The sequence below is a fragment of the Arthrobacter sp. Y3223166 genome (genome assembly GCF_059090935.1).
Genome location: NZ_JBNHGE010000010.1, coordinates 68,573 through 85,480, shown reverse-complemented (window position 1 = coordinate 85,480; position 16,908 = coordinate 68,573). Strand labels below are relative to the sequence as shown.

General features: G+C 66.1%; 16 protein-coding genes and 1 tRNA gene. 6 read left to right on the top strand and 11 right to left on the bottom strand.

Annotated features, from left to right (window positions below):
• Positions 1–53: 53 nt before the first annotated feature.
• The 5 genes from AC5RUH_RS07235 to aceE form a co-directional block, all read right to left on the bottom strand.
• Positions 54–299, bottom strand: coding sequence for an acyl carrier protein (locus AC5RUH_RS07235; RefSeq protein WP_136786952.1), 246 nt, complete (start codon positions 297–299; stop codon positions 54–56).
• Positions 300–410: 111 nt separating this feature from the next.
• Positions 411–1,478, bottom strand: coding sequence for a beta-ketoacyl-ACP synthase III (locus AC5RUH_RS07230; RefSeq protein WP_494022936.1), 1,068 nt, complete (start codon positions 1,476–1,478; stop codon positions 411–413).
• Positions 1,475–2,440, bottom strand: a complete 966-nt coding sequence (locus tag AC5RUH_RS07225) for an ACP S-malonyltransferase (protein ID WP_494022937.1) — start codon at positions 2,438–2,440, stop codon at positions 1,475–1,477. The genes AC5RUH_RS07230 and AC5RUH_RS07225 overlap by 4 nt, the downstream gene beginning before the upstream one ends.
• A gap of 95 nt (positions 2,441–2,535) precedes the next feature.
• On the bottom strand, positions 2,536–3,867 hold the full coding sequence (locus AC5RUH_RS07220; RefSeq protein ID WP_494022938.1) for a PucR family transcriptional regulator: 1,332 nt from the start codon (positions 3,865–3,867) through the stop codon (positions 2,536–2,538).
• A gap of 128 nt (positions 3,868–3,995) precedes the next feature.
• Positions 3,996–6,737, bottom strand: coding sequence for a pyruvate dehydrogenase (acetyl-transferring), homodimeric type (gene aceE / locus AC5RUH_RS07215; RefSeq protein ID WP_494128251.1), 2,742 nt, complete (start codon positions 6,735–6,737; stop codon positions 3,996–3,998).
• Positions 6,738–7,122: 385 nt separating this feature from the next.
• Here aceE and AC5RUH_RS07210 point away from each other — a divergent pair, with 385 nt between their 5' ends.
• From AC5RUH_RS07210 to gnd, 6 genes are all read left to right on the top strand, one after another.
• Positions 7,123–7,545: a DUF3052 domain-containing protein gene (locus AC5RUH_RS07210; RefSeq protein ID WP_493986977.1), complete on the top strand. Its 423-nt coding sequence runs from the start codon at positions 7,123–7,125 to the stop codon at positions 7,543–7,545.
• Entirely contained in the window at positions 7,542–8,006 is a 465-nt protein-coding gene (locus AC5RUH_RS07205; RefSeq protein ID WP_493999940.1) for a peroxiredoxin, read from the top strand. The genes AC5RUH_RS07210 and AC5RUH_RS07205 overlap by 4 nt, the downstream gene beginning before the upstream one ends.
• Positions 8,007–8,011: 5 nt before the next feature.
• Entirely contained in the window at positions 8,012–8,845 is an 834-nt protein-coding gene (locus AC5RUH_RS07200; RefSeq protein WP_493999939.1) for an NAD-dependent protein deacetylase, read from the top strand.
• A 193-nt stretch (positions 8,846–9,038) separates the two neighbouring features.
• Positions 9,039–9,111 (top strand) — tRNA-Val (locus AC5RUH_RS07195).
• 925 nt (positions 9,112–10,036) lie between these two features.
• Positions 10,037–10,342, top strand: coding sequence for a hypothetical protein (locus tag AC5RUH_RS07190; RefSeq protein WP_494128250.1), 306 nt, complete (start codon positions 10,037–10,039; stop codon positions 10,340–10,342).
• Between the two features lie 126 nt (positions 10,343–10,468).
• Complete coding sequence (gene gnd / locus AC5RUH_RS07185) at positions 10,469–11,905, top strand: NADP-dependent phosphogluconate dehydrogenase (RefSeq protein WP_494128249.1); 1,437 nt, start codon at positions 10,469–10,471, stop codon at positions 11,903–11,905.
• A 95-nt stretch (positions 11,906–12,000) separates the two neighbouring features.
• Here the strand turns inward: gnd and AC5RUH_RS07180 are convergent, their stop codons facing one another.
• From AC5RUH_RS07180 to epsC, 6 genes are all read right to left on the bottom strand, one after another.
• Positions 12,001–12,525, bottom strand: coding sequence for a DUF1360 domain-containing protein (locus tag AC5RUH_RS07180; RefSeq protein ID WP_494128248.1), 525 nt, complete (start codon positions 12,523–12,525; stop codon positions 12,001–12,003).
• A 181-nt stretch (positions 12,526–12,706) separates the two neighbouring features.
• Positions 12,707–13,456, bottom strand: a complete 750-nt coding sequence (locus AC5RUH_RS07175; RefSeq protein ID WP_493999935.1) for a sunset domain-containing protein — start codon at positions 13,454–13,456, stop codon at positions 12,707–12,709.
• A 243-nt stretch (positions 13,457–13,699) separates the two neighbouring features.
• Entirely contained in the window at positions 13,700–13,984 is a 285-nt protein-coding gene (locus tag AC5RUH_RS07170) for a hypothetical protein (protein WP_494128247.1), read from the bottom strand.
• Positions 13,985–14,092: 108 nt separating this feature from the next.
• Positions 14,093–15,022, bottom strand: a complete 930-nt coding sequence (locus AC5RUH_RS07165) for a hypothetical protein (protein ID WP_494128246.1) — start codon at positions 15,020–15,022, stop codon at positions 14,093–14,095.
• Positions 15,023–15,277: 255 nt separating this feature from the next.
• Complete coding sequence (locus tag AC5RUH_RS07160; RefSeq protein ID WP_494128245.1) at positions 15,278–16,264, bottom strand: diaminopimelate dehydrogenase; 987 nt, start codon at positions 16,262–16,264, stop codon at positions 15,278–15,280.
• Positions 16,265–16,311: 47 nt separating this feature from the next.
• Entirely contained in the window at positions 16,312–16,899 is a 588-nt protein-coding gene (gene epsC, locus AC5RUH_RS07155) for a serine O-acetyltransferase EpsC (protein WP_493977395.1), read from the bottom strand.
• Positions 16,900–16,908: the final 9 nt, after the last annotated feature.

The window sequence follows — 16,908 nt, the reverse complement described above, 5'->3', positions numbered from 1 at the left end:
CGGGGGTCACCCGCCGGCCGCCGAGTCCCGGGAAGCCCCCGGGCGGCGCGGAACTAAGCCTGGGCGTTGACGATGAAGTTGACGGCGTCACCGACGGTCTTGAGGTTCTTGACCTCTTCGTCCGGGATGCGCACGCCGAACTTTTCCTCGGCGTTGACCACGATGGTCATCATCGAGATGGAATCAATGTCCAGGTCATCGGTGAAGGACTTGTCCAGCTCGACAGCCTCCGGGGCCAGGCCGGTCTCTTCGTTGACGATCTCGGCCAGTCCGGCCAGGATTTCTTCGTTGCTAGCCATGGTGGCTCCTTTTCTTGTGCTGCCGGACGGTGTCCGGACGGGGTGTCAAACCGCGGTCTGCGGCCTGGTTCTGGTGGGATTGTAGGGGAGGCCCGACTACCGCAAGGCAGTCTACGGCAGGACGATGACCTGCGCGCCGAAGACCAGCCCGGCGCCGAAGCCGATCTGCAGGGCGAACCCGCCGGAGAGCGCGGGGTTCTCCTGCAACAGGCGGTGCGTGGCCAAGGGGATGGACGCCGCCGAGGTGTTGCCGGCATCGGCGATGTCGCGCGCCACGACCACGCTCTCGGGCAGCTTCAGCTGCTTGACCATCTCGTCGATGATGCGCATGTTCGCCTGGTGCGGCACGAAGGCGGCGAGGTCCTCGGGCTGCAGGCCGGCCGCCTCGAGCGCCTGCTTGGCTACCTTCGCCATTTCCCAGACCGCCCAGCGGAACACGGACGGCCCGTCCTGGCGCAGCGTGGGCCAGAGCTTGCTGTCCGTCTCGTCGAAGGTGTCCGAGACGGCCGAGAGCGAGCCGGCCGCCTCTGCGGCCAGCGAGAGCTCGCGGACGTGGTTGAGCGAGTGGGTCATGCTGATGGTGTCCCACTTGCTGCCGTCGGAGCCCCAGACCGGCTTGCTGATGCCCGGGGTGTCGGACGGGCCCACGATGACGGCGCCGGCGCCGTCGCCCAGCAGGAAGGAGATCGTCCGCTCGGTGTTGTCGATGACGTCGGAGAGCTTTTCCGCGCCGACCACCAGCACGTAGTCGGCGGTGCCGGAACGCACCAGGGCGTCGGCCTGCGCGATGCCGTAGCAGTATCCGGCGCAGGCGGCGGAGATGTCGAAGGCGGGAGCCGGGGTGGCGCCGATCCGGTCGGCCAGGGCCGCGGCGGCCGACGGCGTGGCGTAGGGATGGGAGACGGTAGAGACGAGGACGGCCCCGAGCTGGTCGCCGGTGATGCCGGCCTGAGCCATCGCTTCCTTGGCGGCGCCTTCGGCCATGTCCAGCACGGACGTGTTGGCGTCCGCCCGGTGACGGGTGACGATCCCGGTCCGCTGGCGAATCCATTCGTCGGAGGAGTCGATCCACTGGCAGACGTCGTCGTTGGTGACGATGACGTCCGGACGGTACGCTCCGATGCCCAGGATGCGCGTGAAGTCGCGTAGCGGGGTCTGCTGGATGACGGGTGTGCTCACTGCTCGGATTCTCCAGACGTGCTGTTCAGGACGGGGGTCTGTTCGGTGTGCTCGGCGATGAAGGCGCGGGCCGCTTCCAGGTCTTCCGGCGACTTCAGGGCCATGGTTGCCACGCCCTTCATGCCGCGCTTCGCCAGCCCGGCCAGCGTACCGGCCGGCGGCAGTTCCAGCAGTCCGGTGACGCCGACGGACACGAGCTTCTCCATGCATTTGTCCCAGCGGACCGGGCGCGACACCTGGGCGATCAGGCTGTCCAGGTTCTCGTCGCCGCCGAAGACCGGTTCGCCGTCGTAATTGGAGAGCAGGGTCAGCGACGGCAGGGCCGGCTTCAGCTGGGGACGCAGGGTTTCCAGGGCGCTGACCGCCGGGGCCATGTGTTCGGTGTGGAAGGCGCCGGCGACCTTCAGCGGGATCACCCGCGCCTTGGCCGGCGGATTCGCGGCGAACGCCTGCAGTTGTTCGAGCGTGCCGGCGGCGACCGTCTGGCCGCCGCCATTGGCGTTGGCCGGGGTGAGTCCGGCCGCTTCGATCGCGGCGAGCACTTCGTCCGGATCGCCGCCGAGCACCGCGCTCATGCCGGTCGGGGTCTGGGCGGCGGCGCGCGCCATGGCGTTGGCCCGCTCGCGCACGAAGTTCATGGCATCGTTCTCGGTCAGCGCGCCGGCGATGGCGGACGCCGTAATCTCACCTACCGAGTGGCCGGCGACGACGGTGGACAGGTCGAGGGGCTCATCGGCGGTCAGGGCGCGGGCGGCCAGCAGGCCCGCGGCCACGATCAGCGGCTGGGCGACGGCGGTGTCCTTGATGGTCTCCTCATCCGACACGGTGCCGTGCGTGAGAAGGTCCAGCTGGGCGATGTCGCTGAGCAGTCCGAGGTGTTCGGGCACACCGGGGACCTCGAGCCAGGGATTGAGGAATCCGGGCGTTTGGGAACCCTGGCCCGGGCAGACTATTGCAAGCACGTATTCAAGCTTTCCAAAGAGGAGGCGGTTTCCACGGTGTTTCGGCACACGAAGCTCGCCGAACCGCTTTGTAGGAAGTCTACAAGGTGGCGCAACTACTGCCGAGCCGCCGCGCGGTCCTTCGGGCTCCGCGCGGGAGCCACCAGGCGTCCCACGCCGAGGGCGGTCTGCAGCACGAAGGCCTCCCGCGGCAGCAGCGGATCCCAGCCGGTCACATCGCACACCCGGCGCAGCCGGTAGCGCACCGTGTTGGCGTGGACGAACAGTTCCCGCGCCGTGGCCTCCAGCGAATGCCCCAGCGACAGGTAGCTGGAGAGCGTTTCGACCAACCCGTTGCCGGCGTTGAGCAGCGGCACGTAGATGTACTTGTAGAGGTCGCGTCGCGCGGCGTCGTCGCCGGACATCACCCGCTCGGGCCACAGGTCGTTGGCGGCGACAGGACGCGGCGCGGCCGGCCAGGCCTTGGCCGCGTTGAGCCCGGCGAAGGCGGCCTGGGCCGAGGTGCTGGCGTCCACCAGCGAGCGGGCCTCCGGGCCGTAGACCACCGGCCCGGGCCCGAAGAGTTCGGCCAGGCGCACGAAGGCGGTGTCCTGGTCCGACAGGCCGCCCAGCACCAGGATCAGCCGCTCGCCCTGGATGCCCACGAGGGTGTCGGCGGCGTAGCGGGAGCTGGCGCGGCGCAGTTCGGTCACGAAGCTGGGGCCCGGTTCACCGGGGGAGCCGCCCACCATCACCGTGATGGGGCCGGTGGTCTTCCAGCCGACCGCGGCGATCCGGGAGCGCAGCGCGTCGGAGCTTTCGCCGCGCAGGATCGCGTCCACGACCAGCGCCTCGAGCCGGGTATCCCAGGAACCGCGCGTTTCGGCGGCGCGTGCGTACACGTCGGCAGCGGCGAAGGCGACCTCGCGGGAATAGCGCAGCACCGCTTCGCGCAGTTGGGCCTCGTCGCTTTCGCCGGCAAGGTCCGGCACTTCGTCTTCCACGGCTTCGACCACCACGCGGATCAGCTGCAGGGCGCGTTGCAGGCTGATGGAGCGGGTCAGCTCGGTGGGGGCGGTGCCGAAGACGTCGTTCATCACCCAGGCCGGGGACGTGGGGCGTTCGTACCATGTCACGAAGGACGCGATGCCCTTCTGGGCGACCAGGCCGAGCGCGGAGCGTTCGTCCGGCCGCAACCCGCGGTACCAGGGCAGGTCCGAATCCAGCCGCTTCAGGGTCACGGTCGCCAGCGCGCCGACCTTGGTCCGCAGCCGCTCCAACGTCGCCGGATTGCCGGTCGCGGCCCGGTCGCCCTTCCGCCCGGCGCCGGCGCGTCGCCCGCCCGCGCCGGATGTCGACGGCGGCGCCTGCGGTGCCGCGGTTTTCTTGGCGGCCGTCGTGCCCGGTGGGGCAGCCGTCTTGGCAGGTTCGGTCCGGGCGTGGGGCATGCAACGAGCATACGCACTTGGCCGGGCAAGCTCCATTCCGGCTTTTGTGTGGTTCCTACTAAAACAGGCGGCGGACCCGGCCGCAAAGGGCCGGGTCCGCCGCCCGTCGGGTGGCGCGTTGCCGCGGTTTAGGAGTCGCCCCCGGCGTTGCCCGAGGTGCCGGCATTGACGTCCATCAGGCGGTACTTGTCGAACGCGTCCCGTGGCACATTCTGGTCGACTTCGCCGCGGCGGGCCAGCATCTGCAGTGCCCGGACCACGATCGAGTGGCTGTCGATCTTGAAGAAGCGCCGGGCCGCGGCCCGCGTGTCGGAGAACCCGAAGCCGTCGGCACCCAAGGTCGCGAACTCGTTGGGCAGGTACTGCCGGATCTGGTCCGGCACGGCCGCCATGTAGTCGCTGACCGCCACGATCGGGCCGGTCGCCCCTTCGAGCTGCTGGGCCACAAAGGGCTTGCGCGGCTCGGCGCCGGGGTTCAGGAACGCCTCCTCCTCGGCGGCCAGGCCGTCGCGGCGGAGTTCGTTCCAGCTGGTCACCGACCAGACATCGGCGGAGACGCCCCAGTCATCGGCCAGCAGCTGCTGGGCCTCCAGCGCCCACGGCACGGCCACGCCGGAGGCCAACAGCTGGGTGCGGGGCCCGTCGACCTTGGCCGGAGCCAGCAGGTAGATGCCCTTGACCAGGCCCTCGACGTCCAGTTCCTCCGGTTCGGCGGGCTGGAGGATCGGCTCGTTGTACACGGTCAGGTAGTACATCACGTTGGGATCCGGATGGTTCCCGCCGTACATGCGCTCCAGGCCGTCGCGCATGATGTGTCCGATCTCGTACCCGTAGGCCGGGTCATAGGTGACGACCGCCGGGTTGGTGGAGGCGAGGACCGGGGAATGCCCGTCCGCGTGCTGCAGGCCCTCGCCGGTCAGGGTGGTCCGTCCCGCGGTGGCGCCGATCACGAAGCCTCGGGCCATCTGGTCGGCGGCGGCCCAGAAGAAGTCACCGGTGCGCTGGAAGCCGAACATCGAGTAGAAGATGTAGATCGGCACCAACGGCTCGCCGTGGGTGGCGTAGGAGGTACCGACGGCGGTGAAGGCGGCGGTGGAGCCGGATTCGTTGATGCCGGTATGCAGGATCTGGCCCTGCGGGGATTCCTTGTACGCCAGGACCAGGTCGCGGTCCACGGACAGGTAGTTCTGGCCCTTGGGGTTATAGATCTTGGCGGTCGGGAAGAACGAGTCCATGCCGAAGGTCCGCGCCTCGTCCGGAATGATCGGGACCACGCGGGCACCGAATTCCTTGTCCCGCATCAGGTCCTTCAGCAGGCGCACGAACGCCATGGTGGTGGCAGCCTGCTGTTTCCCGGAGCCGCGCTTGGCAACCTCGTAGGCCTTGTCCTCGGGCAGGTGCAGCTGCTGGTGCGCGGTCCGACGTTCCGGCACGGCGCCGCCGAGCGCGGCCCGGCGCTCCATCATGTACTTGATCTCAGGGGTGTCCGGTCCCGGCCGGTAGTACGGCGGCCGGTACGGATCGGCCTCGAGCTGCTCGTCGGAGATCGGGATGCGCAGGTGGTCGCGGAAGTCCTTCAGGTCCTGCAGGGTCAGCTTCTTCATCTGGTGGGTCGCGTTGCGGCCCTCGAAGTGCGTGCCCAGGCCGTAACCCTTGACCGTCTGGGCGAGGACCACCGTGGGCTTGCCCTTGAACTCGGTGGCGGCGCGGTAGGCGGCGTAGACCTTGTGGTAGTCGTGGCCGCCGCGCTTGAGGTTCCAGATCTGCTCGTCGGTCATGTCCGCGACCATTTCCTTGGTCTGCGGGGTCTTGCCAAAGAAGTGCTCGCGGACGAACCCGCCGGATTCGGCCTTGTAGGTCTGGTAGTCGCCGTCGAGGGTGGAGTTCATGATGTCCACCAGCGCGCCGTCATGATCCTTGGCGAGCAGTTCGTCCCACTCCCGGCCCCAGGTCACCTTGATGACATGCCAGCCGGCGCCGCGGAAGAAGGCCTCGAGCTCCTGCATGATCTTGCCGTTGCCGCGCACCGGCCCGTCGAGGCGCTGCAGGTTGCAGTTGATCACGAAGGTGAGGTTGTCCAGCTTTTCGTTGGCTGCCAGCTGCAGGAAGCCGCGCGACTCCGGTTCGTCCATCTCGCCGTCGCCCAGGAAGGCCCAGACGTGCTGGTCGGAGGTGTCCTTGATCCCGCGGTTCTGCAGGTAGCGGTTCAACTGCGCCTGGTAGATGGCGTTGGCCGGGCCGATGCCCATGGAAACGGTGGGGAATTCCCAGAACTCGGGCATGGAGCGCGGGTGCGGGTAGGAGGGCAGGGCGTGGCCTTCGCGGGACTTCTCCTGCCGGAAACCGTCCAGGTCCTCCTCGGACAGCCGGCCTTCGAGGAAGGCGCGCGCGTACATGCCGGGGGAGGCGTGGCCCTGGAAAAAGACCTGGTCGCCGCCGCCGGGGTGGTCCTTGCCGCGGAAGAAATGGTTGAAGCCCACTTCATAGAGGGTGGCCGCGCCGGCGTAGGTGGAGATGTGTCCGCCCACGCCGATGTCCGGACGCTGGGCCCGGTGCACCAGCATGGCCGCGTTCCAGCGCATCCAGGCGCGGTAGCGGCGCTCAATCTCCTCGTCGCCCGGGAACTCCGGCTCCTGGTCGACCGGAATGGTATTGACATAGTCCGTGGTGGTCACCATCGGCACGCCGACGCTCTGCGCACCCGCACGCTGCAGGATGGAGCGGACAATAAACTGGGCCCGTTCGGTGCCCTGGCTCTCCACCAGACCGTCGAAGGACTCTATCCATTCGGCGGTTTCTTCGGGATCGCGATCCGGCAGCTGGCTTGTCAGCCCGCTCAGGATGTGCGAGGTATCTTCTCCTGCGCTCACGTCCAACCTCTCATACGTGCAGATTGTGTCTGCGCCTTACGTGGCATAGCGACCCGGCGCATGGTCCGGCCGGGAGATATTCTTCAGTGCCACTCTAACTGTTCACGGCATTACAACGCAGCCGGAGCCGGCCGTGCCAGTTGTTACGACGACGTCGGAGGCCGCCCCGCCGTCGCCGTCGTCGGACCCACCGGCGCCGGTCCCCGCGGGCGCCCGCCGTCGTCCCTTAAGAAAGAGGCGTAAAGCGGCCCAGCGGCGCGGCAAAAAACGGCAGCGTCCTGCGGGTGGCTTGAAGCGACGGCGATTAGGGTGTTGGCTTGTAACTAGCAACACGCCCATCGCCGTCGGCGGGGTGAATCAATACGTTCCATACAGGAGGAGCACAGTGGGCGAGGCCGAAGCCGCCGCGGTAGAGAATGTGGCAGGCAATTTGGGTTTCAAAGACGGGGACCTGATCCAGGAATTCGGCTATGACGAGGACGTGGACTTCGATCTGCGTGACGACATCGAGGACCTCACCGGCTCCGAACTGCTTACCGAGGACGACCACGACGTGGTGGACGCGGTGATCCTGTGGTGGCGCGACGGCGACGGCGACCTGGTGGACGCGCTGGTCGACACGCAGACAACCCTCGGGCCGGGCGGAGTGGTCTGGGTGCTGACGCCGAAGTCCGGCCGGGACGGTTACGTGCCGCCGGCCGACGTCCAGGAAGCGGCGCCTACCGCCGGCCTGCACGTGACCACTTCCGCCGGCGTCTCCGGCGATTGGGCCGCCACCCGGCTGGTCAGCAAGCGGACCAACAAGTGACCGCGGACGCACCCCGGACCGGGCTGCCCGCACCCGATTTCGAGCTGGCCAACCAGTTCGGCGAACCCGTCAGGCTCTCTGCCCTGCGCGGTGAGAACGTCGTGCTGGTCTTCTACCCGTTCGCCTTCTCCGGCATCTGCACCGGCGAGCTGTGCGAGCTGCGCGACGACCTGGGCCTCTTCCGCAGCGAGAATGCCCGCGTGCTGGCCGTGTCCGTTGACCATAAGTTCGCCCTGCGCGCGTTCGCGGAGCAGGAGGGCTACGAGTTCGACCTGCTGGCCGACTTCTGGCCGCACGGCGACGTGGCCAAGGCCTACGGCGTGTTCGACGACGACTCCGGCATGGCGCTGCGCGGCACCTTCATCATCGACGCCGAAGGCATCCTGCGGCACGTGATCCGCAATCCCCGCAGCCAAGCCCGCGACATCCAGGAATACCACCGCGTGCTGAAAGAGCTCTAGCCGCCATGGAGTTGCTGCGGCCGGCGCTCGAGATCCTGGCTGGACACCGTCTGGCCGTGTTGACCGGCGCTGGCCTCAGCACCGATTCCGGCATCCCGGACTACCGCGGACCCACCTCCGTCCCGCGCGCACCGATGACCTACCAGCAGTTCGTCGGCGACGAGGACCTGCGCCGCCGCTACTGGGCGCGCAACCACATCGGCTGGCGGCACATGCACCACGCCGCGCCCAACCTCGGCCACTACGCGCTGGCAGCGATGGAGCAGAACGGACTGCTCAGCGGCCTGATCACGCAGAACGTGGACCGGCTGCATGAGGACGCCGGCAGCGTGAACGTGATCGACCTGCACGGGCGTTTCGACCGGGTGATCTGCCTGGACTGCGGGGACGTGACCAGCCGCTCCTCGCTGGCGGTGCGGCTGGAGGAACTCAACCCCGCCTACGCCGCCGCCGGCGATGCCGGCGATGTCGCTCCGGATGCCGACGCCGACGTCGCCGACACCTCCCGCTTCGTCGTGGCCGACTGCCTGGTCTGCGGCGGCATGCTCAAGCCGGACTTCGTCTACTTCGGCGAGAATGTCCCCAAGGACCGGGTGGCGGCGGCCTACGCCATGGTGGACGACGGCGAGGCGCTGCTGGTTGCCGGGTCCTCGCTCACCGTGATGAGCGGCCTGCGGTTCGTCCGGCACGCCGCCAAACAGGGCAAACCCGTGGTGATCATCAACCGCGGCCCTACCCGCGGCGACGACTTGGCCGACCTGAAGCTGGAAACGGGCGTCTCCGAGGCTCTTGGCCACCTGGCGGCGGAGTTGCCGGGCCGGCTCCAGAAGCCGGCCTGAGACCGGCCAGGAGGACCGTGCCGCCCCTTCGATGCGCCGGCTGTTGCCCCTGAGGGAGGTCTCAGGTTACAGGTTGCATCGTGTTGATCCGCACGTAAATTTGGTTGGCGTTCACGCCGGTTTATCCGGTAGAGTAAATCCTCGTGATGTTGCGGCGGATAACGCTCCGCGGTCCCGCTTTCGACATTACAACGGGTCTTTAGCTCAGCTGGTAGAGCGCCACGTTTACACCGTGGATGTCATCGGTTCGATCCCGGTAGGACCCACGAACAAACCCCGCACTGTCAGGCAAGACGCCTGGGAATGCGGGGTTTTTTCGTGCCCGGCTCCACTGGCCGGGCTGAGCCGCAGTCTCCGGTTTCTGCGTTTCAGGCTTCGATTCCTAAGTGAATCTTGAGGTCCAGCGGGCGCCTGCCGGTGTAACGTGGGGCTCCCGGTGGCCGCTGCAGGGGGCAGTGGAACCGGATGGATGAGGTGACGGCCCCGCCCGCTGTTGGGGGATGGGCGGGGCTGTCCCTCAGCGTTGCAGATGCCGGATAAGGTGTTCGTCCGCGCGCAGCATTCGACCGCGTCGAAGCCCCTTTCCCGCGAATCCGACACCCGGCCCGGCGGCCCTATCTTCCGCACCGCCCGGCAAGGACACGCCGTCCTGCCGTGCCGCTGCATGGTCGCGTGCGGGACATCTACCGGGCACGTGAAAAACTTGTCAGCCATACTCGTCGCTCGCGAGGAATCTCGTCTCGGGGATCACAGCCGGCACACAGGTCCAAAGGGAAAGGCACTGTCCCGCGAGGGACAGTGCCTTTCGGGGCAGCCGTTAGATGGGGGATCAACGGAACTGCCAGGGGATAAGCGGTGCAGCAACCGGGGAGATGGGGGCTCCCGGGCGTTCAATGCCACCGCCAAGCCACAGTCTGCCATGACCCGTGGGCATTTCTCAACCACCATGATTGATCAGTTAAGCGTGTCGCTCGTTATCGGCAAATACGGGTCAAAACACGGCGCACGCCCTTACCATCCGCGAGCCGCCGAACGGTGCTGCCGGGCACTTATTGTGCCGATCTTATGCCAAGATAGAGCGGCCGCTGCGTCGTGCAATAACGGTTAAGCAACGGCGCCGTGAAGCTCTCTACAACCGGCCTCCGGTCTGCAACGCTGGACCGATCATGCTGGTTTTCACGAGGGGCAACAATGGAGAAGTTCTGCCGGACTGCCGGCCACACGTTCGTCCCTGCACGCACCGTCTCGGCACGGCGTTGTGCCTGCTCCGGAACGCACCGCCGGCCGTGCTCCGAACAGGACGTCGGCCTGATACCGGCGCAGGACCCGCTGGATGAAATCGGGCTGCCCGCGGCCTCGCCTCGAGCGTTGACTCCCCGCCCGGACCCCGGCACGGACGCCATCGCCGGCAGGGGCTTTCCCGGCGAGGACGACGCGGACGATGACGCAATCGACGCCTGGCTGCGCTTCCGACCCTCGGCTGCCCCTGGCGAATGAGTCATAGCTAACGTCAGCCCGCTTAGCCGGTGCCGCCGGTCGGGATTAGGCTTGAGGAGGAACCACGGCCCGCTCGGGCTGTACGCTGACGTCCCTGACCGCGGGGACCGCACACATGGAGACTCAATGAGCGCACACATCGGTGTGACAGGTCTGGCCGTCATGGGCGCCAACCTGGCACGGAACTTCGCCCGCAACGGCTACACGGTCGCCCTGCACAACCGCTCGGTGGAAAAGACGGACGCCCTGCTGTCCGCCCACGGCGACGAGGGCGACTTCATCCGCACCGAGTCGCTGCAGGAGCTGGTGGAGAACCTGCAGAAGCCCCGCCGCGTGCTCATCATGGTCAAGGCCGGCAAGCCGGTCGACTCCGTCATCGAGCAGTTGGTGCCGTTGCTGGAAGAGGGCGACATCGTCATTGACGCCGGCAACTCGCACTACGAGGACACCCGGCGCCGCGAGGCCGCCTTGGCCGAGAAGGGGCTGCACTTCGTCGGCATCGGGGTCTCGGGCGGCGAGGAAGGGGCGCTCCTCGGCCCATCCATCATGCCCGGCGGCTCCCGGCAGTCCTACGACTCGCTCGGCCCCATGCTGGAAAAGATCTCCGCCAAGTACGACGGCGAACCCTGCTGCAGCTGGGTGGGCACGGATGGCGCGGGCCATTTCGTAAAGATGGTGCACAACGGCATCGAGTACGCGGACATGCAGGTCATCGGTGAGGCCTACGACCTGCTCCGCACCGGTGCAGGCCTGGAACCGCAGCAGCAGGCCGAGATCTTCACCGCGTGGAACAAGACCGAGCTCTCGTCCTTCCTGATTGAGATCACCGCCGAGGTGCTTGCCCACACGGACGCCAAGACTGGCAAGCCGTTCGTCGACGTGGTGGTGGACTCGGCCGGGCAGAAGGGCACCGGGCGCTGGACCGTCGTCTCCGCGCTCGAACTCGGGTCGCCGGTCTCCGGCATTGCCGAGTCGGTTTTCGCGCGCGGCCTTTCCTCGCAGCGCGGCCAGCGCGCCATAGCCCAGGACGTGCTGGCAGGACACGAAGAAGACGTCAAGGTCCCGCAGAGCTTCGTCGAGGACGTCCGCCAGGCGCTGTTCGCCTCCAAGCTGGTCAGCTACGCCCAGGGCATCGACATGCTCGGTTCCGCAGCGGGCGAGTACGGCTGGGATCTGAAGCTGGATGAGATCGCCTCGCTCTGGCGCGCCGGCTGCATCATCCGCGCCGAGCTGCTGGACGACATCATGAAGGCCTACGCCGGCGACTCAAAGCCTGAAAACCTGCTCTTCGCCCCGGCCTTCGCCGATGCGATCGGCCAGGCAGTCCCGGCGTGGCGCCGAGTCGTGGCCACCGCCGTCCGGCTCGGCATCCCGGTACCGGTATTTGCCTCCTCGCTGGCCTACTACGACGGGCTGCGCCGCAATCGCCTGCCGGCCGCCCTGACCCAGGGCCTGCGCGACCTCTTCGGCGCACACACCTACGGCCGGACGGACGCGGAAGGCACCTTCCACACCCTGTGGAGCGGCGACAAGTCGGAGGTCTCCGCCGTCGACACGCACTGACTCGGACGGCGGACAGCCGCCTGAGGAGCTTCCGGAGCCCCCAACCGACTCTTGCGGTTGGGGGCTTCGTCGGCTGCCACCGCTTTCGTCGGAAACTACGCCGCCGACTTCTGTACCTTCGAGTAGAAGAACTGGAGGAGGTCGGATCCGAATTCCGCGGTGAGCAGGGCGGCCGCCCAGCGGGTTGGCTTCGGAGCCAGCAACAGCCCGAAGATGAAGCCGCTGGCCACCCATTGGCCCAGGCAGAACGGGCACGTCAGCAGTTCGCCGATGGCTTTCTGCGGTCCGGTGCCGCGCACGTCTTCGGCCAGTTCGGCTGCTCCGCTTTGTCCTTCAAAGGAAGTGAACGGAGCCCGCAGCGGGCTGGTGACCGGGGCCTTGGTCAGCAGTCGGGAGAGCTTGTGTGTCGCGACGGCGATCAGCGCCAGGTCGCTCCACCGGGGCGCGTCCGGCACGGTGCGGCCGGAGCGGCGAACGGCGGCTGTCCCCAGTGCCAGTCCTGTGCCGTGGACGCCCATCAACATCAGGAAAGAGCCCAGCGGCAGGTGCTCTCCGTGGCTGTATTCGTCCTTCTCGTGCCGTAACCGGGCCCGTAATCTTTGAGCTGTTTCCTGATACATGTGGTGCTTGCCCTCCCGGTCTGGTGCCCTGGGGGCGAGTTTATCGGCGCCATGGGCGACGCAACAGGGCAGGACACCCGTGGAACCGCACGACCGGCGGGCTAAAACCGCACCGTTAAGCGGAAATCGGCCCCTCCTCGGAGAGTTGAGGAGGGGCCGATTGTCTCAGGTTTGAGTCCGGCTATCGCTTCGAAGCGCGGTAGCCGGCAGCCCGAGCTGCACTTTCCGTGGCAAAGCACTCTTCGGGGCTGGTGCGCGAGTAGAAGCCACCGCCTGGGACGTGATAAATCCACTCGCCCGAGGAGCTTTGATTGCCTTTGATGGGGTATCCGGCCGGGCAATAGTGTCCGTTGGGGGCACTTCGGGTGGGCTTCTTTCCGGCCGTGATCGTGAGAGCCTGCGTCTTCGTCGCGGTGCGCGTGTAGGTCGAGGACGGCAACCGGTACTTCACCGTCGTGGTGACCTTGTACCTGCCGGCCCGCAGGGAAACCGACTTCTTGTTCTTGGTTACGGTCTTACTGCCGGCCTTCACCGTCAGCGTCTTGGACACGACTTTCACGCCCTTGGCAGACGAAACATTCGGCTTGATGGTTGCCGTGCCGTTGTAAGGAGCCTTCTTTCCCGCAATGGTCTTCAGCGCAACTGCAGTGCGGACCACGAGCTTCTGCGTCTTCGACGTCGTCTTGAGGTTCGAGTAGACGCGCTGGCCGTCCACTTCTGCGTACGTCTTGTACTTCACGGTTGTGGCAACCGAGTAGGTCCCGGCCTTGAGCTTCGCGCTCTTCTTGTTCCTGAGCACGGTCTTGCTGCCTTGCTTAACCGTGATGGTCTTGGCTGTCACGGTGACCCAGCCGGTGGCGGCAACCGTGGGCTTCACCGTTGCAGTGCCGTTGACGGGGGCAACCGGGCTGCCGATATTTTTGATCGCCACGCTCGTTTCGGGCGCAGGCGTCGGGACCGTCGCCCCGACGGCGGGACCAGTCACCGCTGTGACGGCCTCGACGGGAGCCGCGGTTGCGGCAGTGACGGAGCCTAGAAGGAGCGAGGCAGCGGCTGCGAACGCAGCGGCGCCACGCACGTAAGGTGCGAGTTTCAATTTCCCCAACTTTCCCGGGCGCAGCCCGGAACCAAAATGATTTACTGGTTAATCGTACGAGCAATAATGCTCAGGCACCTAGAATCCTTGGACGTACTCAACGGAGTCGTCGTACCAATCGGTGATGCGCCAGACTCCGCCCTTGACTGCAGCGGCCGGGACATCGGCAAAAACCACTCCGTAACCAATGGAGGAATCAACGTCCACCGTCGGCGGAAGCAGCGGCCCCATGTCGAGATAGGAATCTATTACCGTATACCCGGAGTCGTCGTAGGTGTTCCCGTCTGCACCGATGTATTCCACGACGATCCAGTCGGCCGGATCCATGGTGGAATCGCTGCTGTTACCCAAGAGCAATTCCACGTAAAGATCCGCTTTTCCTGACTCTGTGTTGCTTGGGTATTGACGTGGTTCGAAGAACAGCACGTTCCAGTCAGGCAAAGTGAATATTTTGTCGATAGCGAAGGGGTCTTACCTCGACGATCGTACAAACAGCACCATTTCTGCTGAGGTCGCTTTTCCGGCTTTGTTCGTTACTATGACCCGGTAGGTATCCAGTTCGTTCTTCGACCGTGCGGTAAACGTGTAGTTCGCGCTTGTTGCTCCCGAAATCCTCTTCCACGAGACCTTTCCGTCGGTTCCTTCGACCCCACGTTCCCACGCGTAGGACAGGGATCCGCCCGTGGCTTGGCTCTTGATAGTGATGGATTGGCCAGTGGTGGTCTCAATCGAACGCGGGATCTTAACCGTCGGTTTGACGACGGTCGTGACCTTCACGCTGTTGGAAGTTGCCTTTCCTGCCTTGTTGCCCGCGACGGCGCGGTACTCGGTTACTGACTGTCCGGAGGGAGTTGTGAAGGTGTGGGTTGACCTGGTGGCCGAGGAAATGTTCGCCCATTTGGATCCTGCCTTACGCTGCCACTGGTATGACATGGCTCCGCCACTCGCTTTGACTGAAAGCGTTACCTTCGATCGTGCCGGAGTGGTCACGTTCTTGGGCTCGGTTGTGATCCTGGGTGAGGTGACAACGGTGAGCGTGGCGCTCCTCGACGTGATCTTTGAGCGGGAGTTGGAGACGATCACGCGGTACTGGGCTCCATTAAGGCTGGCCGAGGCCTTGACCTTGAGAGTGTGGGTTTTGGCAGAAGCTCCGGTGGCTTTGACCCAGTTGTAGGACTTAGGTTTTTTGACCTGCCATTGATACCTGAGTTTGCTGCCGACTGCCTTGACGTTGAAGCTATGGGTCTTGCCGCTGGCCACAGTTGAGGACTTCGGGGCACCCGTGATCGTTGCCTTCACGACTGCCGTGGAGACCGCTGTCGTTGAAGCGACGGTAACGCCGACTGGGTTCGCCTGAGCCTGAGCGAGTGTTATTGGTGCAGTAAATAAAAGAGTGGCCATTGAAACTGTAACGGCGCGCTGAAGCAGTCTTTTCAAGAATTTCCCCCAACAGGAATGACAACAGAGCAGACGGAAGAGAAAGCTCCTCGTCAGGTTGAGGAGTTATCCGAATAATACTCAATCATTCGGCATAAGCAGTCAACGGCGTCATCGGAGCCCGAGAAACCCTGACAGACAGCGAGAGGCCCCTCTGCTCCGCGCAGAGGGGCCTCTTAGGATCGATGGTCGAGCCTACCGGTAGACCGCGACGAGTTGCTACAGCAACTCAGCGCGCAGTTCCGCCGCAGATTTGGGGGAGAGCAGGCCGGGCGGTACGTCGAAGACGGTGACCGCGCCGAACCGGCCCTGCTGGTGCAGGCGGTGCACGGCCCGGGCGTAGGCCACCAGGACGCTGGCGGTGAATTCCGGGTTGCTCTCCAGCGTGAGTCCGTACTCGATGACCTGGGCGTGTTCGTCGCTGGTGTTGCCGCTGCGGATGGTCATCCCGCCGTGCGGCATGGCGCTGTGGTCGCGGGCCAGTTCTTCGGCGGTGATGAAGTGGACCTCGGTGTCGTACTGGTCGAAGTAGTGCGGCATGGTCACGATGGCTTCCTTGACCGCTGCGGGGTCGGCGCCGTCGGCGAGCACCACGAAGCATTCACGCGTGTGCTTCTGCCGCGTTTCCAGCTGCGGGCGGCTGCCGTCGCGCACCTGTTCAATCGCGGCTTCCGACGGCAGTGTGTACTGCACGCCGGCAGCGACACCGGGAACGCGCCGGACGGCGTCGGAATGTCCCTGGCTCAGCCCGCGGCCCCAGAAGGTGTAGGTATCGCCGTCGGGCAGGAGGGCCTCCCCGTACACGCGGTTGATGGAAAACATCCCGGGGTCCCAGCCGGCGGAAATCAGCGCTGTCTTCCCGGCGGCCCGCGCCGGCGCGTCGACGGCGTCGAAGTATTCGGGGATGCGGGCGTGCGTGTCGAAGCTGTCCACCGTGTTAAAGCGGGCCGCCATGACCGGACCCTGCTGCGGGAGGTCCTCCTTGGAACCGCCGCACAGGATCAGCACGTCGATGCTGTCTTCGTGGGCGGCCAGGTCGTCCATGGCGTATACGGCAGTCTCCTCGCGCAGCGTGGCAAGGTCCCCGGGGGATCGGCGGGTGAAGACCCCGGCCAGTTCCATGTCCGGGTTCTTGGCTACCGCGGCCTCCACGCCGCGGCCCAGGTTTCCGTAGCCGGCTATGCCGATGCGGATCGATTCGCCCACGGCTTGTCCTCTCGTCAGGTTCAACGTTTATCGGGCAGCAGTGGACGTTAGATCCACATCGCCGGGTCGATGTATTCGGCCGGGTCGACGGCCGGCTTGGTTTCGCGCTGCGGATCGCGGTGCCGGAAGGTGGCCGGAATGCCGGTGATGATCGATTCCGGCGGAGCGTCCTTGACCACCACGGCGTTCGCACCGACGGCGCTGTCGGCCCCGATGACCACGGGACCCAGCACTTTGGCCCCGGCACCGATGACCACCCGGTCGCCGATGGTGGGGTGGCGCTTGACCTTGTCCAGCGAACGGCCGCCGAGCGTGACGCCGTGGTAGAGCATCACGTCGTCGCCGATTTCGGCCGTCTCGCCGATCACCACGCCCATGCCGTGGTCAATGAAGAACCGGCGGCCGATGGTCGCGCCGGGATGGATTTCGATGCCGGTCAGGAAGCGTCCCGCCTGCGAAATCAGCCGGGCCGGCAGCCGCAGCGACGGTTTGGCCCACAGCCTGTGGGTCAGCCGGTGGATCCAGATGGCGTGCAGCCCGGAGTAGGCCAGGAAATTCTCCACGTGGCCCCGGGCCGCCGGGTCGTGCGACCGGGCGGCCTCGAGGTCTTCACGCAGTCGCGCTAGGAAACCCATGTGCTCTTT